Source organism: Methylobacterium sp. Leaf106 (assembly GCF_001422895.1).
In the GTDB taxonomy this organism is placed as follows: domain Bacteria; phylum Pseudomonadota; class Alphaproteobacteria; order Rhizobiales; family Beijerinckiaceae; genus Methylobacterium; species Methylobacterium bullatum.
Genome location: NZ_LMNB01000009.1, coordinates 19,262 through 43,974 on the forward strand (window position 1 = coordinate 19,262; position 24,713 = coordinate 43,974).

Sequence of the window (24,713 nt, forward strand, 5' to 3'; positions counted from 1 at the left end):
CAACCCGTCTTGAACCGGCGCACGACCCGCCTCCAACCCGCCTATCCCCTCCCTCAATTCTAACCCACAGACCAAGGCACCCCTTGGTGCAGGAAGCGATGAGATGCCCAACCCCACAGCCCGTCCTGTTCCTTCGGCGCCTCTCAATCTAGCGGATGACCCGCCCTGGACCCTGGACCGCCTTGCCGGGCTCACGGTCGCAATGATGCAGACGCTGGACGCGCTGACCCAGACCGCCGACGTCCATACCCAGTTCCTGCGCAAGGTGCTGGAGGCCGCTGACGCTCCTGGGGAGAGCAGCGAGTTCAGCCCCCTCAATCGGAACCTGAGCCAGATCGCCATACTGCTCAAGGCAAACGGTGATCTCTTGAGCTTAATCAGTCAGCAGGTGGGCGGATCTCTGCCGGCCAAGCCGTAGGATCCGCGCCCATGATGACCTACCTGACCGGGCGGGTCAGCACGCCCGGCCTCGCGATGGCGCGCCACCTGATGCAGGTGACCTTGCCGCCCGACCTCAAGGAGGTCGCTGCCTATTACGGGTGGTCGAATGACCTGCCGGGAGCCGGAACCGACAGAGGGCCGGCTCCAAGATCGCGCCAGGATCTCGACCCGCGCCTTGCACGCCTGCTCGGCCTCGATCTGGCTGCACCGCTGGACCTCGCTACTGTGGCCAACCTGCTCGCGGGCCACAGTAGCGATGGACGCCCCATCCCGGGCAAGCAGATCCAGGCTGGCGAACGTGTCACCTTCATCGATCTATGTTTCAGTTCGGACAAGTCGGTCTCCATTGCTTGGGCGCTGGCTCCGACAGAGGCAGAGCGGGCGGTGATCGCGCTCGCCCACCGTGATGCGGTCGAGGCGACAATGACCCAGGCGGTCGCACCGCTCATCGGCCGGGCGCGCAGGGGCAAAGCCGGCTGCGGTGGATCCGAGGCGGGAGCGACAGCCTGGTTGGCCTTCGACCATTGGACGAGCAGGCCGACCCCCGGTGAACCGAAACATTCCGGGCTCCAGACGCATGGCGACCCGCAGATACATACGCACAACACGGTTCTGTCCGTGGTTCTGACCCCCGATGGTCGGATCGGCAGCCTCGACCTGCAGCGCATGAGGGGCCGGGTGCACGAGCTGGGGGCGATCTATCAGGCCTATCTGGCGCGCAACCTCCGCCGGGCCGGGATCGCCGCCGTTCTCGACCCGCAACACGGCTGCGCTCGGATTACGGAGATCCCGGACGCTGTACGCACGGCTTTCGCTAAACGCACCCTGATCGGTACCGCAGCGGCCTATACCCGCGCCGAAACGCTCGGCCTCGACTGGAATGAGCTCGACGAACGCGCCCGTATCGCCCTGCTTAAGCAGGGCGTTCAAGGCGACCCGCGCTCGGCCAAACGGGATGACCTCGGCGATCGCGCCGCTTGGCAGGCAGAGGCGATGGCCATGGGCTATGCCCATCTAAGTGTGCTCGGCACCGAGCCGACGCGGCCTGCCCCAAGCCGCCTAGAGCGCCTGGAGCGAGCCTACGCCACGGCCCTCGACCTGATCGAGCCGGAGCTCGAGAGCAAGGCGGTGCTCAATGAAAGCCGTATCCGGTTAGCCGCGGCCCGTGCCCTGATTGCGACGGGGATCGAGGCCCCCGATGAGGTCGAGGCGATCCTCGGGCTGATCCAAACTCGTGGGGTGCGACAGGAAGGAGCGCAGGTCACGCTTCTGCCAAGCGCCGGCGATGCCTATGACGACGGGTCAGGATGGCAGCGTACGACCCGCTCCTACACGACCGGACTGCATCTGGAGCGGGAGCGCGAACTCATCGCCTTGGTGCGCGAGGCAGCCATGGAACGGGCTGGAGCGCTCGATGAACGGGCGATCACGCTTGCGGCGACCCGCTCAGGGCGGGATTTTGCCGGTACGGAGCATGGACGCACGCAGCGCGCGGCCATGGACCGGCTTGGGACCGGTGCGGCATTCACAGCCGTGATCGGTGTCGCCGGGAGTGGAAAGACCACCTTGCTGCAGCCCCTGGTCGACGCTTATGGCACCGCCGGCGCTCGGGTCTATGGCACGGCGTTGGGCTGGAAGCAGACGCGGGCGTTGGCTGAGACCGGCATACCGACAAACCGCTGCCTTGCCCTGGCTAAGCTCCTGGTCGATGCCGAGCAAGGTAAGCTCGTTTTGGGTCCCGATGCAGTCGTGGTCATCGATGAGCTGGGGCAGGTCGGTACCCGCGACCTTCTACGGTTGATGCGTCTGCGAGCAACACACGGGCGCTTCCGGGTCCTAGCTGTCGGCGACCCACGTCAATGTGCTTCCGTGGCGGCCGGACCGGTGATTGAACTGCTGCGCCAGGCGCTTGGCGCCGAGGCGATCCCGGAGATCCGGACCTCCGTGCGACAACGCGACGAGCGTGAGCGTGAAACGACCGGTCTGTTTCGTGAAGGCCGCGCTGCGGAGGCACTGACCCGCAAGCGAGCGGACGGTACGGCGCGGCTCGTCGCGGGAGATGGGGTCCAAGTCGCAGAGGCCGTCGCGGATCTATGGTGGGAGCGACGAACGCTTCACGCGAATGATCCCAACTACACACTGTCCGTGAGCACTCCGACGAATGCCGACGCCCTGGTCCTGGCCCACGCGATCCGAGCCCGGCGTCGGGCTGCCGCAGAGCTCCAGGGCCCGGATTTTCGGGTCCAAGCGACAGATAACGTCGGACGGCGCTTCGAGCTCGACGTGGCGGTCGGTGATCGAGTTCGGCTGTTCGCGAGGACGCCCGCCCGAAGTGACAGTGGCCAGACGATGGAGATCGGGGTCAACGGCAGCGTGTTGATCGTCGAGGCGATCACCTTCGAGGGGATGCGCCTACGTGACGCCCAAGGTCGGTCGGGCCGGGTAGCCTGGTCGACGCTGCTGCGTCCCGACGGTGATCCCAACGAGCCGCGCTATAAGCTTGCCTACGGCGATGTGATGACGATCGACAGCATCCAGGGCGTGACGAGTGAGGAGAGCATCTTCGTCATGCCGCGTGGCTCTGATCTTGTCGATGCCTCCCGTGGGTACACCGCCGCCAGCCGGCACCGAGGGGACAGCTACATCATCTGCAGCGAGGCAGCGGAGCGTGCAGCACTCGAGAGGCGCCGTCCTATTGGAGCGTCGCGCACTGTCACCGAAGACGAAATCTGGGATCGGGTCGCGGCCAACCTGACGCGTGAGCCTGCGGCGGTGACCGCAACCATGCTGGTGGCAGGTGCGAGAGCGGCGCAGACATCGGCGCGGCAAACCCTGGCCCTGTCACTAGCGCCCGTCGAGGCGGCTGAAAACCGTGGACTGATCCGGGCCAGCCTGCGGCGCGGGGTGGGGCGTGGACGGGAAGTGACGCAGATGGCGGCTTGGGCAGAGCGAGTGGCGGAACCGTTAGCTCATCAGCTTGCCGATACGGCCGCACTCGCTCGCCATCTGGTCGGTGCCAAAATGATATCCCCACCCCGTGAGGCGATCGAAGAGGCCGAACCGGTGGGGTTCGGCCGGGTCCGAATGCTGCGGCGGCGGGAGGTGTGGGCCCATGAGAGCATGGGTCCGATCGATCAGCAGCTCAGCCGGGTGGCCGGATTGGCGCAAAGCCTGACTGGTGCATCGACTGGTGTGATGTCGAGGCCGGGACAGCTGGCACAGCGCTTTAGTCACCGACGGGCTCTCCAACGTATCGACGACTGGGCCCGCTCGCTGGGGGATTGGCTGGAATTGAACCTCCAGGCCACCGGGGAGCTTCTCAAGGCAATTGCCGGAAAATCTTCGAAGGCGAGCGAGCTCGGCACTCAGTCAGAGCCTATGCCTGTTGGGTTCGTCGCTGATCCGACGATGGAAGAAAAGCGGGTACGACGGAAGCCGATCAAGGAGCGTTCAGTGAGGAAGGGAGGCGGCGGCCCGGAGCGGTGATCGAGGTTCCACTGTGTCCAGAGTATTCGGTAGCCACAGAGTACGCCCCCCGAAACAGGTAGCCGGAGGCATCGCGCCGGATGCTTTCTCCATCGGCGACATTCATGTTTCGAACGACATGAAGGTCTTTTGGCGCGTCAAGCGAAGGCCGCGCCAAAAAGGTCGAGCTGCTTGGAGGTGAGCGCAGACCGAGGCCGGCGGCCTCCACGTCCACGCTTAAGAACCAGCGGGTTAGGAAGCTCGACATTCGCTTTGCCATGCAGGACGGCACCAACGATCTGACACCCGTCCCCAGGGTGAAACACGTACAGGGTATGAGGTCCTGAGCGCAGGATTTCCTGTACGAGCGACGTCTCTGAAGGGATTGCTTGCAGGACTCGCAGAAGTTCAAGCAGCCCTACGAACTGGATATCCATAGCTCGAAACTCGATACCGCGCGTACTCCAAACCTGCCGCAAGACAGCCGCGCTGGTGATCGCAAAAGGCGCGTCGAGGAACTTGGTGGCTTCGTCCAGAACGAAGCCTGCCATCATATCCCGAGCCTCGATATGGGAAGTGCTCATGAGTGAGGCTGCAAGCTGGCGCTTCGTAACCGGCATCAAAGACTTAACCGCTCTCAGGACCCAACATAACGTCAAGCTCGCATAAGACCGTGCGGGAAGCGAGCCAAGGAGCGAAATGAGGGGACGGAACGCCAAGGAGACGGTGGCTAGCAATCAAAATCTGACATTTGGTACCCGCTACCGGGGGCTGCTTTCGACCCTCTCCGGACCCCGGGAAGGTCCGCTTTCCGGCAACTTGGCGGACGAAGACCTACGACCGGATCGGGTGGGAAGCAGCTTGGCTGCTTTCAGTCGCAAGACGTTCATAAGCGGACCTAGGATGACCCGCCGTCTCCGGATGGACGGTCCAACCCATCGCAGGGTCGAAGTTCGTTAAAGTCGGATGCCGACATCATCAGAGGCGATGCGACCAGCACGAAAGTGCTCTGCCTCGGGAGACAGGGTGATTCACGATTGCAAAGCCCCGGTCACGCGACATCTCGTGCTGGTCCGGCATGGCCAGAGCGTAGCCAACCGATCCGGCCTGTTCACGGGATTGCTGGACTCGCCCTTGACCGAGCAGGGCCGGAGGGAAGCCGAGGCAGCCGGCCGGCGTTTGGCAGAGTGCAACTGGCGCTTTTCCGCTGCCTTCACCTCGACGCTAACGCGGGCCGTCGTGAGCGGCCGGCTTATCCTCGATGCGCTCGGGCAACCCGGATTGGTCCCCCAAAGCTTCGCCGCGCTCGACGAGCGAGACTACGGGGACCTCAGCGGGCTCGACAAGATCGCCGCCGATGCGCGCTGGGGGGCGGAGCGGATCGAGACCTGGCGCCGCTCCTACGCAGAGGCGCCGCCGAACGGTGAGAGCCTGCGCGATACCGTCTCCCGTATCGTGCCATGCTACCTCCGAACCATCCAGCCGGCGGTCATGGGCGGAGACGTGCTCGTCGTCGCCCACGGCAATTGCCTGCGGGCGCTTGTGATGGCGCTCGAAGACCTCAGCCCGGCGGAGGTCGAGCACCTCGAACTCGCGACGGGCTCCGTCAGGATCTATGAGCTTGCCGCGGACACGACGATCAAGGCCCACTGGATCGACGGGTGAATCCGCCTGTCGGCCTCTCACAATGGGTCTCCGTGATCTGCGAAGGGGCACTTATTTCATCTATTTCAGTGATGGGAAGCATCTAATCATTCCGTTGGAGTGAATGAAAAGAACATGGGATTCTCCGGCATCACATCGGAGCCACCCATGTCCGCGCCCAGACTTTTCTCCCACGCTCGGTCAATGCGTGCCTTGGCCGGCACGAGAGCCATCCTTCCGGGACTGGGTCTCTGTATGGCGGTCACCGCCGCAGCGGTCGGCTTCGAGGCCGTCGAGGCGCATCTGTTCGGTCGCGCCTGGCTCGAAGCCCTGGTGCTGGCGATCCTGCTCGGGAGCGCGATCCGCACCGCCTGGACCCCGTCGCAACGTTTCTTTCCCGGCATCGCCTTCGGGGCCAAGACCGTACTGGAGATCGCGGTCGTTCTACTCGGGGCCTCGCTCAGCCTCACGACGATCCTCGCCGCCGGTCCGGGTCTGCTTTTCGGCATCGCGGGCGTCGTCGTGGTCGCGATCCTGTCGAGTTACGGCATCGGCCGAGCGCTCGGGCTGCATCCGCGCATGGCGATCCTCGTGGCCTGCGGGAACTCGATCTGCGGCAACTCGGCGATCGCCGCCACGGCACCGGTGATCGGCGCAGACGGCGAGGACGTCGCCGCCTCCATTGCCTTCACTGCGGTGCTAGGCGTGCTGGTGGTGCTCGGCCTGCCGCTGCTGGTGCCGCTGCTCGGCCTGTCGCCGATGCAGTACGGCGTGCTCGCCGGCCTTACCGTCTACGCCGTGCCGCAGGTGCTCGCCGCCACCGCGCCGGTCGCGGCGCTCAGCGTCCAGGTCGGAACCCTGGTGAAGCTCGTCCGGGTGCTGATGCTAGGCCCGATCGTCCTGGTGCTCTCGCTCGGCGCGAGCCGGCTGCGCGAGGAGACCGACGAGGCCGCCCCCGGCGTCACCGCGGGCGACCGCCCGGCCCGCGGCGGCCTCGCGATCCACCGCCTGGTGCCGTGGTTCATCCTCGCCTTCCTTGCGCTCGCGGGCCTTCGCTCGACGGGCCTGATCCCGCCGGTTGCGCTCGCGCCGATGTCGGAGACCGCCAACGTGCTGACCGTGGTCTCGATGGCGGCGCTCGGCCTCGGGGTCGACGTGCGCAGCGTCGCCAAGGCCGGGGCGCGGGTGACCCTCGCGGTGGTCGCCTCGCTCCTCGCCCTCGGCGCCGTCAGCCTCGGCCTGATCCGCGTGCTCGGCCTCGTCTGATCCGCGCTATGGCATCGATCCAACTCCTTGATGAAAGAACTGCCGTGACACGTTCGTCCCAATCTTCGTCCGAGGCGGTCGCGCAGGGGACGGGATGGTTGATGGGGCCGGGTCGCGAAGCGGCGGACGCGGCAGCCCTTCTCGACGGGTTCAGTGCGTGCCTCTCGGGGCTTGGCCTGCCACTGGCCCGCGCCACCACCCACGCGCCGACCCTGCATCCGTCGTTCCGCTGGGTAATGCGCGTCTGGCATCCAGGAGCGTCGAGCCTAGCCTTGCGTCGCCGCCACGGCATCGAGAGTACGCCGACGTTCCACGGCAACACCGTCGAGCGCGTAGTCGAGACCCGTACCCCGTTCCGATGCCGTCTCGACGGGGATGGGCCGCTGCCGTTTCCCGTGCTCGGCGAGCTTCGCACCGAGGGTCTAACCGACTACCTCATCGTGCCGCTGCGCGCCGCGCGTGGACGCATGGGCGCCGCCTCCTGGGCCACGGCGAGACCGGGCGGCTTCACGCCGATCGAGATCTGCACGTTGCTGGCGCTGGTCGAGCCGTTCTCGCTGCTGTTCGAGATCAAGGCGCTCGACGACATGCTAGGCGCGGTGCTGAGCGCCTATGTCGGACGCGACCCGGCGCGGCAAATCCTGACCGGCACGGTGCGGCGCGGCGACGTACGCTTGATGCGGGCCGCGATGATGCTGACCGACCTGCGCGGGTTCGGCGAACTGTCCGACCGGCAAAGCCCCGACCGTGTCGTGGCCGCCCTCAACCGGATGTTCGATGCCATCGTGCCGGCCGTCGAGGCGGAAGGCGGCGAGGTGCTGAAGTACATCGGCGACGGGCTACTGGCCGTGTTCGATGCCGATCGCGACGAGGCCGAGGCGCGCAGTGCCGCCTTGCGTGCCGCCGAGGCCGCGCTTGATGCGCTTGCGACCCTGCGCAACGGTGACAGGGCTGCCTTCGAGGTCGGCGTCGCACTTCATGTCGGGGAGGTCGCCTACGGCAATATCGGCGGCGGCGACCGGGTCGATTTCACGGTGATCGGCCGCGATCTCAACGTGCTCGCCCGCGTCGAGCGCCTGTGCAAGACCTACAACACGCCGCTGATCGCCACCGACACCTTCATCGACGGGTTGGCACATGCCCTTGAACCGCTCGGCACCGTCGCCTTGCGCGGTTTTTCCGAGCGTCACGCCCTGTTCGGGTGTCGCAGGACCGCGCCCGTCGGCGCGCCGGCGGCGTGACGCCGAGACGGCGTCCTTGATCGTCCCATTGGAGATCGAAACTTCTCAAATTATCGCGTTTGGAGATCATTCGTATCGCGAAAGACCGTTGGTGGGAATAAATCGTATCCCGTAGCATCTCCCTGGTCGCGAGGAATCGCCACGGGTCCGATGCCTTCGAACGCATCGACGCCGACATCCTTCAAGGGGAGAGACCATGCACGGACTGGACAGACCGATGAACCGCCGCCTCGTCCTGGGTTGCCTAGGGCTCGGAAGCCTCGGCGCCGCCATACCGGCCTGGGCGGCGGGCTCGGTGAAGCTTCCGCTGCCCGGCGGCCCGGACGAGCGGGCGCTGACCACGGCCTTTCCGGGCAAGGCCGAGATGATCCTCCAGCGCACTCATCCGCCGCTACTGGAGACGCCGTTCTCGGTGTTCGACGAGGGTGTATTCACCCCCAACGACCGCTTCTACGTCCGCTGGCACTGGGCCTCGATCCCGACCGAAGTCGATGCCGGCACCTTCCGGCTCAAGGTCCACGGCCATGTCGAGAAGGAGCTCTCGCTCTCGCTCGACGCCATCGCCGGCCTGCCGCGCTTCGAGATCGCCGCAGTGAACCAGTGCTCGGGCAATTCGCGCGGGTTGTTCGAGCCGCGGGTGACCGGCGCGCAATGGGCAAACGGTTCGATGGGCAACGCCCGCTGGACCGGCGTGCGCCTCAGGGACGTGCTCGAAAAGGCCGGGGTGAAGGCCGGTGCCGTGCAGGTGCGCTTCAACGGCCTCGACGAGCCGGTGGTCGACGACGCGCCCGACTTCAAGAAGTCGCTCGATCTCAAGCACGCCAACAATGGTGAGGTGATGATCGCCTACGCGATGAACGGCGAGCAATTGCCGCTGCTCAATGGTTTCCCGCTCCGGCTCGTGGTGCCGGGCTGGTACTCGACCTACTGGGTCAAGATGCTGTCCGACATCGAAGTGCTGGACAAGCCCGACGACGGGTACTGGATGAAGACCGCTTACCGCATTCCTGACGTGCCGGGCGCTAACATCAAGCCCGGTCAGACCGGCTTCAAGACGGTGCCGATCAACAGGATGGTGCCGCGCTCGTTCGTCACCAACCTGACCGATGGCGCCAAGGTGGCGGCCGGAACGCCGGTGGCGTTGCGCGGCATCGCCTTCGGCGGCGATTGCGGGGTGAAGGCGGTGGACTTCTCAGGCGACGGCGGCGCGACGTGGTTCCCGGCGCAGCTCGGCGCGGACGAAGGCCCCTACAGCTTCCGCCGCTTCGACGGCAGCTTGCCGGCATTGGCTGCCGGCAGCCACACGGTCAGGGTCCGCTGCACCAACACCAACGGCGTCGCGCAGCCCCTGGACCGGGTCTGGAACGGGGCCGGCTTCATGCAGAACGGCATCGAGGCCGTGTCCTTCCAGGCCGCTTGAGGAGAACAGCCATGAACCCGATCCGCCCTGCGGCCCTCATCGCCGCCCTCATACTGTCTCCCCTGGTGGCGTTCGCCGCTTCGGCTCCCGAGCCGATGCGCTTCACCTCGCAATCGATCGAATTCCCGACTTCCGACCGGATCTTCCCGGACGGGCCGGGGGCCGAGGCGGTCAACAACAACTGCCTCGCCTGCCACTCGGCCGGGATGGTGCTGACCCAGCCCAAGCTCACGAAGGCGCAGTGGACCGAGACCGTGAACAAGATGGTTCACGTCTACAAGGCGCCGGTCGATCCGGCCGACGTGCAGACCATCGTCGACTACCTCACGGCGTTGAAGCCGACGCCCTGAACCCCCGAATCCCGAGGCCGCCGCGTTTTTTTCGCCGGCCTCGGGGAATAGACCGCGCCCTCCGGCATCTCCCCAGGGCGATGCACGGCCAAACCGGTCTCGCATCACGCAATCCGAATTAGAACCAGCCCTCACGGCAGGCCCCGGCCGCCGAACGAGCGCGCATGCCAGAGAGACACGCTTCATGACCCACGTCCGCACCAGCCTCCGCGCCCTCCTCGCCGGAGCCGCCTTGCTCCTCGCCCAGGGCCAGCCCGGGTCCGCCGCTGGCTTCGACGGCGCGATCAAGAACAACGCCCTGGCGCTGAACGCCGCTGGGACCGTCGCCGCTGTGTCGAACAGCGAGGAGAGCGCCGTCATCGTCTACGACGTCGCCAAGGGCACGGTGCTGCGCCGCCTCGACGGCTTCGTCACGCCGCGCAACATCGTTTTCGCGCCGGACGGCGCCCGCTTCTACGTCTCCGACAGTGGCACCGGCCGGATCACGGTCTATGAGACCGCCACCGGCAAGGAAGCCGGCGTTCTCGCCGCCGGCCCCGGCGCGTTCGGCACGGTGCTCTCGGCCGACGGGGCCAAGCTCTACGTCAACAACGAGGCCGCGAGCACGCTGACCGTGTTCGACACCAGGACCATGCTCGCCGAGGCCGTGATCCCCGGCTTCGCGCAGCCGCGCCAGGGCGTGAAGCTGTCGCCTGACGGCAAGACCGTGTTCGTCACGAACTTCCTTGGCGACAAGATCACGTTGGTCGATACCGCCACCAACAAGATCACCGGTGAGATCGCCGGGTTCGACAAGCTGCGCGCCATCTCGATCACCAAGGACGGCAAGACGCTTTTTGCCGCCAACAGCGGCCGTAATACCATCGGCGTGGTCGATGTCGCCGCCCATAAGGTCACCTCCGAAGTGGAAGTGGGCAAGGACCCCTACGGCGCCGCACTGACCCCGGACGGGCGCTTCGTCTATTCGGGCAACCTCAAGGACAACTCGCTCTCGGTGATCGACACCGGCACCCTCAAGGTCGTCGCCACGGTGACCGGCCTGAACGAGCCGCGCCAGGCGATCGCGTTCTCGGCCGACAACGCCCATGCCTACGTCCTCAACCGCGACCTCAGCGTCGCCGTAGTGGACCGGGCGAAGAACGCGGTGGTCTCGACGATGAAGCCCTGAGGCGACGCGCGCCGGGGGCCTTATCGCCCCCGGCGCGTTCTCGTCGTCGATACGTCACGAACGCAGGACAAAAACCCCATGCTCGGCCTGTTCCAGCGCAAGGACCGCCTCATCGTGCACGGCGAGGCGCCCTACAATGCCGAGCCGCCGCTCGATCGCCTGCGGGCGGCCTTCCTCACCGACCAGGCCGACTTCTACGTCCGCAGCCACGGCGACATCCCGGACCTCGACGCCGACGGCTACCGCCTGACTGTCGACGGGATGATCGCGACGCCCCTCGAATTGTCCGTCGCCGATCTGAAGGCACGCTTCGCGCACGTCACCGTCACGGCGGTGATGCAATGCGCCGGCAACCGCCGGGCCGACATGCTGGCGGTGGCCCCGGTCGCCGGCGACCCGTGGGCGGCCGGCGCCATCGGCAACGCGGAATGGACTGGGGTGCGGCTCGCCGACGTCCTGCACGCCGCCGGGATCGATGCGGGCAGTCCGCGCCACGTCGCCTTCGAGAGCCACGACCGTATCGCGGGGTCGGACATACGCTTCGGCGCCTCGATCCCGCTCGCCAAGGCGCTGGCGCCCGAGACGCTGCTCGCCTTCGCGATGAACGGCGAGCCTCTCGCCCCCGAGCACGGCTATCCGTTGCGCGTGGTGGTGCCGGGATTTGCCGGCATCCGCAGCCCGAAATGGCTCGCCCGCATCACGGTGCAGGACCACCCCTCCGACAACCCGATGCAGGCCGACGACTACAAGCTGTTTCCGCCCGACGTGACCGCCGAGACCGCGGACCCCGCCCACGGCATCACCATCGAGGCGATGCCGCTCAACAGCGCGATCTGCGAGCCCGCCCGCGGCGCAGCGTTGAAGCCCGGCCGGCACGCGATCCGCGGCTACGCCATCGCCAGCGATCGCGCGGTCGCCCGCGTCGACGTCTCGACGGATGGCGGCCGCAGCTGGGCGCAGGCCCGGATCGACCGCGATGCCGACGCGCCCTACGCCTGGACGTTCTGGGAGATCGACCGCGAGCTGACCGCGGGCGAGCACGAACTCGCGGTGCGGGCCTGGGACTCCGCCGGCCAGACCCAGCCGGCCGCGCCCGACGACACCTGGAACTACAAGGGCTACCTCAGCGCCGCCTGGCACCGGGTACGGGTCACTGTGGCCTGACCGTCACGCCCAGAGCAGGGCGGTGGCCGCAAGGCCCGAGATCGCGATCAGCAAGGCCACGATCCCGACGGTGAGGATGCGCGGCATCATCGGGATCTCGGCATCGGCGAGACGCGCCCGGATCGCCCGGTCCCGCCATGCGGCGCCGGCGAACGAGGCAAGCGCGCAGGCGATCAACGTGAGCGACAGCACCTTCAGCGGCCAGACCGCCAGCACCTCCCGCAGGAAGCGCTGCGCGGCCAGGCCGACGCCGAGGAAGGCGAGCCCGGTGCGAAGCCACGCCACGAACGTACGCTCGGCTGCCAGAACCGTCCGGTCCTCGGCGAGCCTCACCCGGGGATCGTCGGGGTGCACGGGTTTCGCAGGATCGCTCATCCGGCATCCGCCATCGCGATCAGGTCGAGCAACGCGTCGGCGGCCCGGCTGCGGTAGCGCTCCTTGTGGCGCAGCACCCGGAACGGCCGGCTCGGCAGGGCGAACGCCGCCCGCACCAGGGTTCCGGTCCGAAGCGCGGCGGCGACCACGGTCTCGGACAGGACGGCGGCCCCGCCCCCGGCCTCGACGGCGGCGCGCACCGCCTCGTTAGAGGGCAGTTCGAGCGTGACCCGAAGCTGGGCGGCTGCGAGGCCGGCCGCACCCAGGGCCGCCTCGAAGGCCGAGCGGGTTCCCGATCCCGCCTCGCGCAGCACCCAGTCGGCCCCGGCGAGATTTTCGGGTTCGAGGTCGGTCGCCCCGGCGAAGGCATGGCCAGGGGCGACCACGAGGACCAGTTGGTCCTGCGCGATGGTGGTGCTCGCAAGCGTCGGGTCGTCGAGCGCCCCCTCGACGAAGCCGAGTTCGGCCTGCCCGGCGCGCACCGCGTCGGCGGCGTCGGTGGTGTTGCCCACCGCCAACCGGATAGCGATCTCAGGGTAGGCCCGGCGGAAGGCGACGAGGTGGCGAGGCAGCCAGTCGCTGGCGATGGTCTGGCTGGCGTAGAGCGCCAGCGTCCCGCGCCGCAGGCCGCTGAGGTCGGCGAGCACCAGTTCGGCGGCCTCGGCCCGGGCGAGCACGGCGCGGGCCTCGACGAGAAATATGCGCCCCGCCTCAGTCAGCTCGATCCCGCGGCCGACCCGGTGAAAGAGCTTGGTGGCGTGTCGCCCCTCGATGTTGGCGATCGCCGTGCTGACCGCCGACTGGACGAGGTTCAGCGCTTCGGCGGCCCGCGTCACGTGCTGTCGCTCGGCCACCGCCACAAAGATGCGGAGTTGGTCGAGGGTCATGGTTGCCGCTGCGGAACCGGCAGTCCACGGACTTGCGCGTCGACCGACTGCGCGACGATCAACAGCCGCGCCTCGTCGGTGCGACCCGTGACGACGTAGGACATGCCGCCATCGACCCAGGAGAAGGCGGCGATGTCGCCCTCGCGGGCGAAGCGGAACACCGTGCGGCCATCCGCATCGCCTACGCGGCTGTAGAGTGTCAGCCGGGTGCCGTGGTCGTCATCGTACATCAGCATCGCGGCGGATTCGGAACCCGCCGGCAGCAGCCGGCCGCCCATCAGGCGGAAGCCGTACGCCGTAAGGTCGGGGGTGGTCACCGCCCGGCCGAGGCGCTTCGAGAGCCACGTAACAAGGTGCGGCTTCTCGTCGGCGCGCACCTCCACCGGATGCACCGCCTCGACCACGTAGGTGCGGAAGGCCGCCACCGCGTCGTCGGTCGCTGGCTCGGTTCGCGCGAGCGTGACCGTGGGTACCTGCCGCGCGGCATGGCCGAACCAGCCGGCGGCGCCGCCGACCGCGAGGCAGAGCACGGCCGCAGCCGCGACCGGAAGCCAGCGGTAGGTTATCGGGCGATGTCGCGAGCGGATGTTGGCCACCCGGAGCCGCGCCGGAATCGCCTCCTCGGCGATCGGCGCGAGGCGGGCACGCAAGCGCTCGCGTAGGGCGCGATCCGCCGAGACCTCCGCCGCCCGCGCGGGGTTTCCCCTGAGCCATGCCTCGACCAGCGCCTGCCGCTCCGGTTCGAGACGACCGTCGATCAGGCCGTGGAGGTCGTCCTCGCCGACCGGGCGCGGATCCCCGCTCATTTCACCCTCCTCAAGAGTCCGGTCCGGCCAGTTTCCAGAAAACCGCGCATCCGCGTCCGGGCCCGGCTCAACCGCGACATCACCGTGCCGAGCGGTACCCCGAGCACCTGGGCCGCCTCGGCATAAGACAGATCCTCGACCGCGACGAGGAGCAGCACCGAGCGCTGCTCCTCGGGCAGGGTGTCGAGCCCGGTGAGCACGTCGCGTGCCCCCATAGCGGCCTCGGGGTCGGTACCCGGATCGGGCACCTGCTCCAAAGCCTCAGCGCCGACATCGATGCCGCGCCGGCCCCGGCGTCGAACAGTGCCAAGGAACAGGTTGCGCTCGATCGTGAACAGCCAGGCTCGCAGGTCGCCGTCGCGGCGACGTCCGGACCAGGCGGACAACGCCCGCTCCAAAGTGTCCTGGACGAGGTCGTCCGCCGCTTCGCGGTCCCGCAACAGTGCGACTGCGTAGCGCCGCAACGCTGGGATCTGCGGTTCGATGAGGGCGGCGATCTCGTCCACGAGGCTTTACCGATTAGGGCTTGGCGATGTGCCATGCACCGTTGAGGAATCCGTCGCCGGTGATGTCGCCGGGCTTCGTATCCTTGGCGAAGGTGTAGAGCGGCTTGCCCTTGTGGGCCCACTGCATCGTGCCGTCGTCCCGCGTCACCATCGTCCAGTCGCCACTAGCAGCCGAGCCGGAGGCGGCCATCAGTGCCGGCCAGTTGGCGGCGCAGGGGCCGTTGCACATCGACTTGCCGCCCATGTCCTTGTCGAAGGTGTAGAGGGTCATGCTCTTGGAATCGACGAGCGCCGGCCCCTTGGCAGTCTCGGCCGTTATCGCAGGCGCAGCGGCCTGGGCGGCGACGGCGGAGAAGGCGAAGGCCGCAAAGGCGGCGCGGATCAGCATGGTGCGCATGAGTGAGGTCTCCGGCGGTCTACCATGACCGCATCGGGAGAGATGCCGAACGGGCGCGTCTATTCCACTGACATTTGGAAAAGATCGATCACATCGGCAGGGCCACCAATTCGTCCCCGGCCAGGGAATAAAGCCGTTTCCCCGGCATCTCTCCCATCGACAACGAACGAGGAGGACGGCCCATGCGCGGAGCACTGGGATTTGCGCTCACGGCCGCCGTGATGGCCGGCGGCCTCGTCGGCGGCCGGATGATGATGCCCCCGACGCTGGCCGCCGCCGAGCCGCCGGCCATCGTCTCCGCGTCCTTCGACGCGATGATGGCGCAGTCGATGACGCGGATGCATGCCGACATGATGGTCCCGCCCTCGGGCGATCCGGACCGCGACTTCGCTGCGATGATGATCCCGCACCACGCGGGCGCGATCGCGATGGCCCAGGCAGAGCTGCTCTACGGCAAGGATCCGGTCCTGCGCCGCCTCGCGCAGGGGATCATCGTCGAACAGGGCCAGGAGATCGCGGTGATGCGCCGGGCGCTCGCCGATCTCCCTCCCGCGCCGGATTCGTCTGCCGCAGCCACCCACCTTCACCACCATGGCACGGCCCCTGCCGCCGAGATGCCTTCGGAGATCTGCCGATGAAGACCGCCCTCACCCTCCTCGCGCTCGCGATGCTCTCCGGCTCGGCTCTCGCCGGGCAGGCCCCGGGTGCAGCCTTTGCACCGGACGTGCCGGTCAGCGGCAGGGACCGGTTCTATACGTCGGACCAGTTCTCCAACACGGTCTCGGTGGTCGATCCCGCCGCCAACGTCCTGCTCGGCGTGATCCGGCTCGGCGACCCGACGCCGATGAACCTGAGCCCGATCTATCGCGGCCAGCTCCTCGTCCACGGCATGGGCTTCTCGCCCGACCACAGGACGCTGCTCGCGGTCTCGATCGGCTCGAACTCCGTGAGCTTCATCGACACGGCGACCAACACGGTCCGCCACACCGCCTATGTCGGCCGCGCGCCGCACGAGGCCTTCTTCACGCCGGACGGCCGAGAGGTCTGGGTGAGCGTGCGCGGCGAGGACTACATCGCCGTGCTCGATGCCGCGACCGCCAAGGAGACGCGCCGGATCACCGTGCCGAACGGGCCCGGCATGACGATCTTCTCGCCGGACGGCGCCTACGGCTATGTCTGCTCCAGCTTCAGCCCCGAGACGGTGGTGATCGACACGAAGACCCACTCCATCGTCGGGCGCGTGAAGCAGGAGAGCCCGTTCTGCCCCGACATCGCCGCGACACCGGACGGCAAGCAGGTGTGGTTCACCCTCAAGGATGTCGGCCGGACCCAGGTGTTCTCTGCGACGCCGCCATTCGCGCCGCTGAAGACGATCGAGACCGGGCCGATCACCAACCACGTCAACATCGTCTCGACCAAGGCCGGCCAGTTCGCCTACGTGACGATCGGCGGCCTGAACCAGGTCAAGGTGTTTCGCACCGACGACTTCACCCAGGTCGCCACCATTCCGACCGGCGCCCTACCGCACGGGCTCTGGCCCTCGGGCGACGGCAGCCGCGTCTATGTCGGCCTGGAGAACGCCGACAAGGCGGCGGTGATCGACACCGCGTCGAACACGGTGATCGCCGAGGTGCCGATCGGGCAGGGTCCGCAGGGCGTCGCCTACGTCCCGAACGCCGTGCCGGAGGGCGACGGAATGCAAAACCTCCAAGCGCTGGGCGCAGCCGGCAAGACCAGCGCGCTGACGCTCGCGGGTACCGATGGCAAGCCGGCGACGCAGGTCACCCTGTTCGACCAGGGCGTGTTGCAGACGCTGCAGGCCGCGGTAACGGGACTGCCCTCGAAGATGCCGTTCGTGCTGGCGCTGGCCGCCGATCCGAAGGGGGCCGCAGGCCTGGAGCCGCTCGCCGCCTTCATGACCAACCCGGCCGGCGCGGCCATCGTCAACGCGATCGGCCCGATCCGCCAGATCACCCGCACGGATGCCGGCGCGAGCCGGCGCTACCTCGTGGTGGTCTCGGGCAAGCCCGGTGAACTCGGCGGCGTCGTCCAGATGCAGACTGTGGATTGAACGGGCGGCCTCACGAGCGCGGGAAGCGGGAATCCGAGAGCATGCGTTCGCAGCGCGCGTCCAGCTGCAACGTCTGCTTTCAAGGCCTCCATTGGCTTGCTTCTATGACCGAGTAGGGTCGGAACCGGAACGTCTGCTTCTGGGCGAAGCATCAGGGTTAGCTTTCCATCTGTGGACGCCCCCTGGCACGCAAGTGGCTTTTGGTGTGTAGGCACGGTGTCGGTTGCTGCCATCTGTCCGGCCTCTGCTGCAGCTTTTGGCTGCGGGCCCGTATGGGAGTTCGCGGACCGGAACCAAGTCACCCGAAGCGTGCTCGCTGGCACGGTAGAAAGCACTGGTTCTTCCGGCCCCGTCTCGCCGACTGTTGTGCCATACCCTCCTTCGACCGACCTCGCGTCCCCGACAGCCTCTGACGCCGACCCCGGTTCTACGCCGTGGCCACCGCCAGAGCTCGGTAGCTTCCGCCCTTCGCCAGAAGGGCCCAGACGATGCGCGCCATCTTGTTGGCCAGCGCCACCGTCACCAGCATGCGGGGCTTTCGCGCCAGCATCTGTTCCAGCCACGATCCTTTAGGCGCTCCGCGTCGCGACGCCTGATGCACCACCGCACTGCTGCCGATGATGAGGAGGCGTCGCAACGTGCGTTCGCCCATCTTCGAGATCGCGCCCAGCTTCTGCTTGCCACCCGTCGACCGTTGCAGGGGGGCAAGGCCAAGCCACGCGGCGAAGTCCCGTCCCTTGGCGAAGGTCTCGGCCACAGGAGCCAGAGCAATCAGTGCCGTTGCGGTAATGGGGCCGATGCCGGGGATCGTCATCAGCCGACGAGCCGTCTCGTCCTCCCGAGCCCGGCGGGCAATCTCTCGGTCGAGTTCGGCGATGCGGTCATCCAGGTCGGCCAGGAGGTCCAGCATAACCCGGAACATCGCGACAGCGGCAGGCGGAAGCAAGGAGCCCATCTCGTCCTCCAGAAGATCGCCCAGCATCGCCATAGGGGACGGGCCTTTCGGTGCGACCCAGCCATACTCGGTGAGATGTCCCGTGAGGGCGTTGATCAGCTGGGCGCGTTGACGGACCAGAAGGTCGCGGGTGCGGAAAAGGAGAGCCGACGCCTGCTGCTCCTCGCTCTTGACGGCGACAAAGCGCATCGTCGGACGCTGCGCCGCCTCGCAGATCGCCTCGGCATCGACGGCATCGTTCTTGTGGCGCTTCACGAACGGCTTGACGTAAGCTAGCGGGATCAGCCGCACCTCATGGCCCAGCGGCATCAGTTCGCGGGCCCAGTGATGCGCACCGCCGCAGGCCTCCAGAGCCACCAGGCAGGGCGGCTGGGCTGCAAAGAAGCCGAGAAGCTTTGCCCGGCTCAGCCGCTTGCTGAAGACGCCCTGCCCACGCGCATGAAACACGTTCTTCGCGATGTCCAAGCCGATCGTGGTAACCTGGGAGACGGACGCCTCCCTCGATTGGTGCTCAACACCACCACTCTGGCACAACGATGCCGCCGGGGGGCGTCCACCCCATCACCCATCTCGGACGTTCGGGGGCGGTACCGAGTGTCAGATTTCCACCACTAGTACGAACCTCGGAACAGGTCGCCGGAGGCCTTGCGCCGGAAAAGGGTTCGCCATCGACGACGTTGGTGCTCCGGCCGGTCATGGTTCATGTGGCACCGCTGACAGAAGGCAGCGAGGTTCTTGTCCGTGTTGTTGCCGGTGTCGTGGTCGCGATGCGCGGTAGCGAGCACCACCCTGGTCGGGCGCAGGCGCCCAAGCTCCTCGAAGCTCGGCAGGCTTTGGAGAGTGTGCCCCCTTCCGTCACGCCAGCAGCCGGTCGAGGCATCCCACCAGCGTCCATCGCCCAAATGGTAGATCGTCTGCCCGTGCGGCCGTCCGCAACCCTCACAGGCGCCTCCTGCCCGTCGGAAGCGGATCACGGCGGAGAGCTGTGGCCAGTCGATCGGGTAGTAGAAGCGGTGCTCGCGCCGGATTGGCATCGCGATCAGGTCTCCCTGGCTACGACAGCAGCCTGGCTGCGTGCCCGGGCCTGAGGGAAGTAGCTGTAAAAGGTGTCCCGGCTGACCCCGAGGCGCTGGGCAATCGCCGCGATCGAGATCGTACCGGATTGCAGCAGAGCGCGGCCTACCTCGATGTCAGCCTCAGTAAGTTTCTTCGGTCGCCCTCCCTTCCGGCCGCGGGCTAGGGCCGCCTTCAACCCTTCCATCGTCCGTTCGCGGTTCAGGTCAAGAAAGTACTCAGCCATGGCACCGTGCATCTGCAAGGCGAAGCGACCATGAGCGGTGTCACTATCAAACTGTTCGGTCAGGCTGCGGAAGTGGATCTCCTTCGTACGAAGGCTATCGATCGTGCGCATCATCTCCACGAGCGAGCGGCCGAGCCGATCGAGCTTCCAGACCACTAACACGTCGGTGGGGCGTAGGTAGGCGAGGGCCGCATCGAACTCAGGCCGCTTCGTACCGGCCTTTCCCGACTTCTTCTCCTCGAACAGCCGTTCGCACCCGGCCTTGGTCAGCGCATCGCGCTGGAGGTCGAGGTTCTGATCGAGCGTAGAGACGCGGGCATATCCGACGAGCATGTCGGGATAGTGATTCAAGAGCGTTTAATCTGCAATAGAAAACCAGTCATATTTTCCCGACAGGAACGGGGCCGTTTTAGAAGGCAGACCGAGCCCAACTTACAAGTGTCGGGAAAACGGTCGTTTTCCCTCGCAAAAATAATTCCTGCGCTTGAAGCAGAGGGAATTAGCTTGTTTCTATATGCACGAGCGTTTTACATTCATCAATAAAAACTCCGATTTAAAGATCGTGAGTATGACGGTTTGATTTATAGATGTATTAGCTTATCAAATTTAACTGCCGCTGGATTAGAAAGGCGTCCCACCACGCTCAGCCGCCATAGGATCCGCTCGATCCGCAGATCACGGACCGGGACGACGACTATTGTCCCGATGGAAATCTGGTCACGAATTGTAGCGACCGAGACTATTGCTACACCAAGGCCGCTCGCTACAAGTTGTTTGATCGCCTCCGTGCTGCCAACCACCAGACGGCGAATTGGGCAAATTTTATTGGCACTTAGTGCTTCGGAGACGATCTCACGTGATCCGGAGCCTGGCTCCCTGACGATAAAAATCTCTTCCGAAATGCGCGCTGGATCAATTGGCTCAGCTGCGTTCGCGAAGGCGTGGTCAGGCGAGGCGATTAAAACCATCTCGTCCTGACGCCAAGCTTCGCTGACAATACTTGGTTCCTCAACAGGTCCCTCAACCAATGCGACATCGATTGCGTGTTCGATCAGAAGGGCCACGATCGCTCGCGTATTGGCGCTAATAATGCTGAGTTCAACACCAGGATACGCACGATGAAAAATACCAAGATAAGTTGGTATCATGTAAGTTGCAATTGTGGTGCTTGCGCCGATCCGCAACATCCCGCTCCCTAGTCCCCGCAGAGCGTACAGTTCTTCTTCAGCCGCCCGCTCCATGGCGAAAAGAGTTTTGGCATGTCGCAGCAGGGCTTCGCCCTCTCGGGTTGGCCGAACTCCTCGGGCGCCACGGTCAAGCAGTCGACATCCCACCTGGAGTTCAAAATCCCGTACCCCTTGCGAGATCGCCGGTTGGCTGACGTGCAGCTCCTCAGCTGCTCGGGAGAAGCTGCCGGTCTGAGCTACGGTCGCGAAGAAGCGCAGGAGGTGAAGATTGAGAGCCATAACCACAGCTTATAAGGCCAAAATGGAATTATATTAGTGCGAATCGTGGAAAAGGGAGCAAAGTTATCCTGCGGGACGAGCAAAATAAGAAAAATGATGCTCCCTCTAGCTCGTTCTCTCTGAACGGATGAGGGGCTGGTTACACGCTCAAGAAAGTCCGGGCGGCGTTCGCGGCGCACGTCCTGGACGCCAACGAGGGAACGTCCAGGAGACACGCCATGCACCTTGCCACAGACCCCCCGATCGGTATGGGGATCGAAATCACCGCTTCAAATCGAGCCGCTGCTGCGGCTACGGCCAACATTGCCGGACGTCTGGAGCGTCTGCCGATGTCGGCGTACCAGCGGAAGGTGTTCGCAATCATTGCCTCCGCCTGGCTGGTCGACCAGGTCGACGTGGCGCTGCTCACCTTCTTGCTAGGTTCGATTGTTGTCGCCTTCGGGCTCACGCCCACTGAGGCAGGCCAGCTCGCGGCGATGACCTTCGCAGGTCAGCTTCTCGGTAACATTGTGGCGGGCACTGCCGCCGATCGCTTCGGGCGCAAGGCCGTATTCCAGGTCACGATGGTGGTCTGGGGACTTGCCAGTCTCGCGGCTGCGGCGGCCTGGAGCTTGCCAGTCCTGATGGCCTGCCGCTTCCTGATCGGTGTCGGGGTCGGCGGCGAGGCCCCGGTCGCGCAAGCAATGGTCTCGGAGATTGTGCCGGCCAACGTGCGCGGCAAGTACATCGCCTTCATGGAGGGCTTCTGGGCCATCGGATACGTGCTCTCCGGTGCGATCAGCTTCTTCGTGCTGCCTTATCTCGGCTGGCGTTGGGCCTTTGTGATTGTGGGCCTGCTTTCGATGGTGGTGCTGTTAGTGCGCCGCTCCATGCCAGAATCCCCGCGCTGGCTCGCTGACAAGGGCCGCCACGCTGAGGCCGAAGCCGTGATGGCGACGATGGAGCGGGAAGTTGAACGCGCCACTGGCCGGCCGCTACCGCCGGTAGCGCCGTCCCTTGTGGACGCAGTCACGGCGCCCGTACCGTATCAAAACCCAATCGCGACGCTGTTCTCGCCTGAGTACCGCCTGCGCACGGTCATGGCCTTCGGAATGTGGTTCTTCGCGTTGATCGGCTTCTTCGGCCTCAACTCGTGGATCGCGGTGCTCCTGAAGGAGCGTGGCTTCTCGATCGTCGGCTCGGTCGGTTTCGTGACGCTGATCACGGTGGGTGGCATCCCCGGCTTCTTCACTGCGGCGCTACTCTTGGAGAAGATCGGGCGCAAGCCCACTACGGCGGCCTTTCTTATCTGTTCGGCGATCGCTGCATATTTATACGGTAACGCCGTCGATCAGACTTGGCTGTTCGTCTGGGGCTTCGTGATGCAGTTCTTCATGTTTGGTATGTGGAGCTGTCTCTACGCTTACACGCCGGAACTCTACCCCACCCGTGCCCGGGCGACGGGAGCTGGTTTCGCTTCGGCCTTCGGGCGGATCGGCGCCATCCTTGGGCCCATGATCGTGCCAGTGCTGGTGCAGAACTACGGCCCCGCCACTGCCTTCCAGGTCGGTGCGGGTGGCTTCCTCATCGCAGCTCTCCTCGTCCTGACGCTTGGCGTCGAGACGCGCGGCAAGGTGCTGGAGACGGTCTCTCACTGATCTGACCAACCTGGCGCTCAGGATCGTGCGCCGGGTTCCCCCTAACAAGGAGTGAAGAAGCCATGCCGATCGTAGACATGCGTAGCCGCCCGACCTTCCTGCACAAGTTCTTTGGTGGGGCGCCTGACACTCCTGAGTACGGCGTTGTGCGCTGGCTGAACGGGCGTGTTGGCGGCCGCGAGATCGACCACTTTACCCGAGGGATGACCGTTGAGGGCTTTTCTGCGGAAATGGACGGGGCTGGCATCGACGTCGCCGTCATGGTCGCCCGCTCGGTGCCGGGCGTGCGGATTGCCAACGACGACCTTGCTACGGTCGCTCGACACAACTCGAAGCGGCTGGTCGGTATCGCCTCGGTAGACCCAGTGGAGCTCGGCCGTGATGCTGCCGTGGCCGAAGCCCGCCGCGCGGTAACCGAGCTCGGCTTCAAAGGCGTCAATCTCGATGCTGGCTTCTACGGAGAAGCCATGCGCGCCGACGACGAGCGCCTGATGCCGCTCTACGAGCTGTGTCAGGAATTGGGGGTGCCGGCCTTCGTGATGTCTGGCCCGACGACGCCCGACTTGCGCCTCAATGACCCGCTTGCGGTCGATCGGGTGGCGAAGACCTTTCCGAAGCTGCCGCTCGTGTGCTGCCACGGCTTCTACCCGAACGTCGCCGAAATGGTGACGGTGGCTTTCCGCAACGAGAACGTTTTCGTCTCGCCCGACATGTACACCTTCGCGCCGGGCGGTGGCCTCTACGTTGAGGCGGCCAACAGCTTCATGCGGGATCAGTTCCTGTTCGGCTCCTCCTTCCCGTTCCGGCCGATGCGGCAGGGCGTGGAGGATTTCCGCCAGCTCGGACTCTCTGAAGACGCACTCGACGCTGCACTCTGGCGCAATGCAAACCGGTTGCTAGGGCTCGGCCTCGGCGCCTGACCACCTCCGAAGCTGCTTTTCAAGAGAGGTGTGCAATGAGGAAAGAAATTCCCAGACGTGAGGTCCTATTCGGCGCAGGCGCCCTAGCGCTGGTCGGACGTTCGGTCCTCGCGGCCGAGGTCGGTCTGCCCTTCGGCAATGGCGAGCGCCCGCTGGTGGCGTATCCGGGCAAGCGCCCGCTGTTGCAGATGACGGCCCGGCCGCCGCAGCTCGAGACGCCGTTCTCGGTCTTTGACGAGGGGGTGATCACTCCGAACGACGCGTTCTTCGTGCGATATCACCTCGCCGACATCCCCACAGAGATCGACCCGGACACCTTCCGCCTCAGAGTACAGGGCTACGTCGAAGCGCCGGTTTCACTCGCGCTGGCCGATCTTAAGGCAATGCCGCAGATAGAGGTCGTCGCGGTCAACCAGTGCTCAGGCAATTCCCGCGGCTTCTTCGAACCGCGCATGGCCGGTGGCCAACTTGCAAACGGTGCGATGGGCTGTGCGCGCTGGACCGGCGTGTCACTGAAGACCGTGCTGGATAAGGCGGGCGTAAAGGCGGGCTCCGTCCAGGTCGCGTTCGAGGGGCTTGATGGACCGGTGATCCCGGAGACGCCGGACTTCGCGAAGGCCTTGAACATCGACCACGCTCGCGACGGTGAGGTGATGCTGGCTTGGGGGATGAACGGGCAGGACCTGCCTTGGCTCAACGGCTACCCCTTACGCCTCGTCGTGCCGGGGCTCTACGGCACCTACTGGGTCAAGCACCTCAACGCGATCACCGTACTCGACAAGCCGTTCGAGGGGTTCTGGATGAAGACCGCCTACCGTATCCCCGACACGCCCTGCGCCTGCACCGAGCCCGGCAAGGCGGCAGCCAGCACCGTACCGATCGGGCGCTTCAACGTGCGCTCATTCCTCACAAACCTGATCGAGGGAGCCAGCGTGAAGGCGGGCCCGACGCCGCTGCGCGGCATCGCTTTCGACGGCGGCTCCGGCATCAAGACGGTTGAGGTCTCCGCCGACGATGGGGGAACCTGGCTGCCTGCCAAGCTGGGTCAGGATTTTGGGCGCTACGCCTTTCGGGCCTGGACCCTGGACGTCGACCTTCCCGCCGGCTCCCACGTCATCCGGGTCAAAGCAACGGCTAACGATGGCACGAGCCAGCCGATGCAACCGCGCTGGAACCCGGCTGGCTATATGCGCAACGTGGTTGAGAGCACCCACGTGCGGGCGGCTTGAAAGGG

24 protein-coding genes are annotated in these 24,713 nt (G+C 66.0%); 14 read left to right on the forward strand and 10 right to left on the reverse strand.

Annotated elements, in window-relative coordinates; translation table 11 throughout:
* The first annotated feature begins 103 nt into the window (after window positions 1–103).
* Complete coding sequence (locus ASF34_RS07380; protein ID WP_156465663.1) at window positions 104–418, forward strand: hypothetical protein; 315 nt, start codon at window positions 104–106, stop codon at window positions 416–418.
* Window positions 419–429: 11 nt separating this feature from the next.
* Entirely contained in the window at window positions 430–3,927 is a 3,498-nt protein-coding gene (mobF, locus tag ASF34_RS07385) for a MobF family relaxase (protein WP_056160247.1), read from the forward strand.
* A 137-nt stretch (window positions 3,928–4,064) separates the two neighbouring features.
* On the opposite strand, the gene ASF34_RS07390 is transcribed toward mobF, so the two are convergent.
* The gene (locus tag ASF34_RS07390) at window positions 4,065–4,526 is read right to left on the reverse strand and encodes a hypothetical protein (RefSeq protein ID WP_082494102.1); all 462 of its coding nucleotides are present in this window, start codon (window positions 4,524–4,526) and stop codon (window positions 4,065–4,067) included.
* A 406-nt stretch (window positions 4,527–4,932) separates the two neighbouring features.
* Here ASF34_RS07390 and ASF34_RS07395 point away from each other — a divergent pair, with 406 nt between their 5' ends.
* The 7 genes from ASF34_RS07395 (at window position 4,933) to ASF34_RS07425 (ending at window position 12,159) form a co-directional block, all read left to right on the forward strand.
* Window positions 4,933–5,571, forward strand: coding sequence for a 2,3-bisphosphoglycerate-dependent phosphoglycerate mutase (locus ASF34_RS07395; RefSeq protein WP_056160253.1), 639 nt, complete (start codon window positions 4,933–4,935; stop codon window positions 5,569–5,571).
* 183 nt (window positions 5,572–5,754) lie between these two features.
* Window positions 5,755–6,816, forward strand: a complete 1,062-nt coding sequence (locus ASF34_RS07400; protein ID WP_056160256.1) for a YeiH family protein — start codon at window positions 5,755–5,757, stop codon at window positions 6,814–6,816.
* 101 nt (window positions 6,817–6,917) lie between these two features.
* Window positions 6,918–8,057, forward strand: a complete 1,140-nt coding sequence (locus tag ASF34_RS07405; protein WP_056160259.1) for an adenylate/guanylate cyclase domain-containing protein — start codon at window positions 6,918–6,920, stop codon at window positions 8,055–8,057.
* Between the two features lie 196 nt (window positions 8,058–8,253).
* On the forward strand, window positions 8,254–9,477 hold the full coding sequence (locus ASF34_RS07410) for a molybdopterin-dependent oxidoreductase (protein WP_056160263.1): 1,224 nt from the start codon (window positions 8,254–8,256) through the stop codon (window positions 9,475–9,477).
* An 11-nt stretch (window positions 9,478–9,488) separates the two neighbouring features.
* Entirely contained in the window at window positions 9,489–9,827 is a 339-nt protein-coding gene (locus ASF34_RS07415) for a c-type cytochrome (protein WP_056160265.1), read from the forward strand.
* Window positions 9,828–10,011: 184 nt separating this feature from the next.
* Entirely contained in the window at window positions 10,012–10,995 is a 984-nt protein-coding gene (locus tag ASF34_RS07420; RefSeq protein ID WP_056160267.1) for a beta-propeller fold lactonase family protein, read from the forward strand.
* A 78-nt stretch (window positions 10,996–11,073) separates the two neighbouring features.
* Complete coding sequence (locus ASF34_RS07425; RefSeq protein ID WP_056160270.1) at window positions 11,074–12,159, forward strand: sulfite oxidase; 1,086 nt, start codon at window positions 11,074–11,076, stop codon at window positions 12,157–12,159.
* Window positions 12,160–12,162: 3 nt separating this feature from the next.
* Here the strand turns inward: ASF34_RS07425 and ASF34_RS07430 are convergent, their stop codons facing one another.
* Genes ASF34_RS07430 through ASF34_RS07450 form a run of 5 tightly spaced genes read right to left on the reverse strand, consistent with a single transcriptional unit; the run spans window position 12,163 to window position 15,130 of the window.
* Window positions 12,163–12,534, reverse strand: coding sequence for a YidH family protein (locus ASF34_RS07430; RefSeq protein ID WP_056160273.1), 372 nt, complete (start codon window positions 12,532–12,534; stop codon window positions 12,163–12,165).
* Window positions 12,531–13,421 (reverse strand): LysR family transcriptional regulator, encoded by an 891-nt coding sequence (locus ASF34_RS07435; protein WP_056160277.1) that lies wholly within the window; start codon window positions 13,419–13,421, stop codon window positions 12,531–12,533. Before ASF34_RS07435 ends, ASF34_RS07430 begins: the two co-directional genes overlap by 4 nt.
* Window positions 13,418–14,227, reverse strand: coding sequence for an anti-sigma factor family protein (locus ASF34_RS07440; RefSeq protein WP_056160280.1), 810 nt, complete (start codon window positions 14,225–14,227; stop codon window positions 13,418–13,420). Before ASF34_RS07440 ends, ASF34_RS07435 begins: the two co-directional genes overlap by 4 nt.
* On the reverse strand, window positions 14,224–14,733 hold the full coding sequence (locus ASF34_RS07445; protein ID WP_056160283.1) for an RNA polymerase sigma factor: 510 nt from the start codon (window positions 14,731–14,733) through the stop codon (window positions 14,224–14,226). The genes ASF34_RS07440 and ASF34_RS07445 overlap by 4 nt, the downstream gene beginning before the upstream one ends.
* A 13-nt stretch (window positions 14,734–14,746) precedes the next feature.
* Complete coding sequence (locus tag ASF34_RS07450) at window positions 14,747–15,130, reverse strand: COG4315 family predicted lipoprotein (RefSeq protein ID WP_056160287.1); 384 nt, start codon at window positions 15,128–15,130, stop codon at window positions 14,747–14,749.
* Between the two features lie 182 nt (window positions 15,131–15,312).
* Here ASF34_RS07450 and copM point away from each other — a divergent pair, with 182 nt between their 5' ends.
* Both copM and ASF34_RS07460 read left to right on the forward strand, forming a co-directional pair.
* Window positions 15,313–15,768, forward strand: a complete 456-nt coding sequence (copM, locus tag ASF34_RS07455) for a CopM family metallochaperone (protein ID WP_056160290.1) — start codon at window positions 15,313–15,315, stop codon at window positions 15,766–15,768.
* Entirely contained in the window at window positions 15,765–17,201 is a 1,437-nt protein-coding gene (locus ASF34_RS07460; protein ID WP_056160292.1) for a YncE family protein, read from the forward strand. The genes copM and ASF34_RS07460 overlap by 4 nt, the downstream gene beginning before the upstream one ends.
* A 427-nt stretch (window positions 17,202–17,628) precedes the next feature.
* Here ASF34_RS07460 and ASF34_RS07465 read toward each other — a convergent pair whose 3' ends face one another.
* The 4 genes from ASF34_RS07465 to ASF34_RS22115 all read right to left on the reverse strand — a co-directional run bounded on the left by ASF34_RS07465 (window position 17,629) and on the right by ASF34_RS22115 (window position 20,922).
* Complete coding sequence (locus ASF34_RS07465; protein ID WP_056160295.1) at window positions 17,629–18,690, reverse strand: IS110 family transposase; 1,062 nt, start codon at window positions 18,688–18,690, stop codon at window positions 17,629–17,631.
* Window positions 18,691–18,767: 77 nt separating this feature from the next.
* Window positions 18,768–19,190: a hypothetical protein gene (locus ASF34_RS07470; protein WP_056160297.1), complete on the reverse strand. Its 423-nt coding sequence runs from the start codon at window positions 19,188–19,190 to the stop codon at window positions 18,768–18,770.
* Window positions 19,191–19,195: 5 nt separating this feature from the next.
* Window positions 19,196–19,789, reverse strand: coding sequence for a recombinase family protein (locus ASF34_RS07475; RefSeq protein WP_056160300.1), 594 nt, complete (start codon window positions 19,787–19,789; stop codon window positions 19,196–19,198).
* Window positions 19,790–20,037: 248 nt separating this feature from the next.
* Entirely contained in the window at window positions 20,038–20,922 is an 885-nt protein-coding gene (locus tag ASF34_RS22115) for a LysR family transcriptional regulator (RefSeq protein WP_082494103.1), read from the reverse strand.
* Window positions 20,923–21,170: 248 nt separating this feature from the next.
* Between ASF34_RS22115 and ASF34_RS07485 the strand changes: the two genes are divergently transcribed.
* The 3 genes from ASF34_RS07485 to sorA all read left to right on the forward strand — a co-directional run bounded on the left by ASF34_RS07485 (window position 21,171) and on the right by sorA (window position 24,708).
* On the forward strand, window positions 21,171–22,559 hold the full coding sequence (locus ASF34_RS07485) for an MFS transporter (protein ID WP_056160341.1): 1,389 nt from the start codon (window positions 21,171–21,173) through the stop codon (window positions 22,557–22,559).
* A gap of 62 nt (window positions 22,560–22,621) precedes the next feature.
* Window positions 22,622–23,479: an amidohydrolase family protein gene (locus ASF34_RS07490; protein ID WP_056160302.1), complete on the forward strand. Its 858-nt coding sequence runs from the start codon at window positions 22,622–22,624 to the stop codon at window positions 23,477–23,479.
* A gap of 35 nt (window positions 23,480–23,514) precedes the next feature.
* Window positions 23,515–24,708 (forward strand): SorA family sulfite dehydrogenase catalytic subunit, encoded by a 1,194-nt coding sequence (gene sorA / locus ASF34_RS07495; RefSeq protein ID WP_056160305.1) that lies wholly within the window; start codon window positions 23,515–23,517, stop codon window positions 24,706–24,708.
* The last annotated feature ends 5 nt before the right edge of the window (window positions 24,709–24,713 follow it).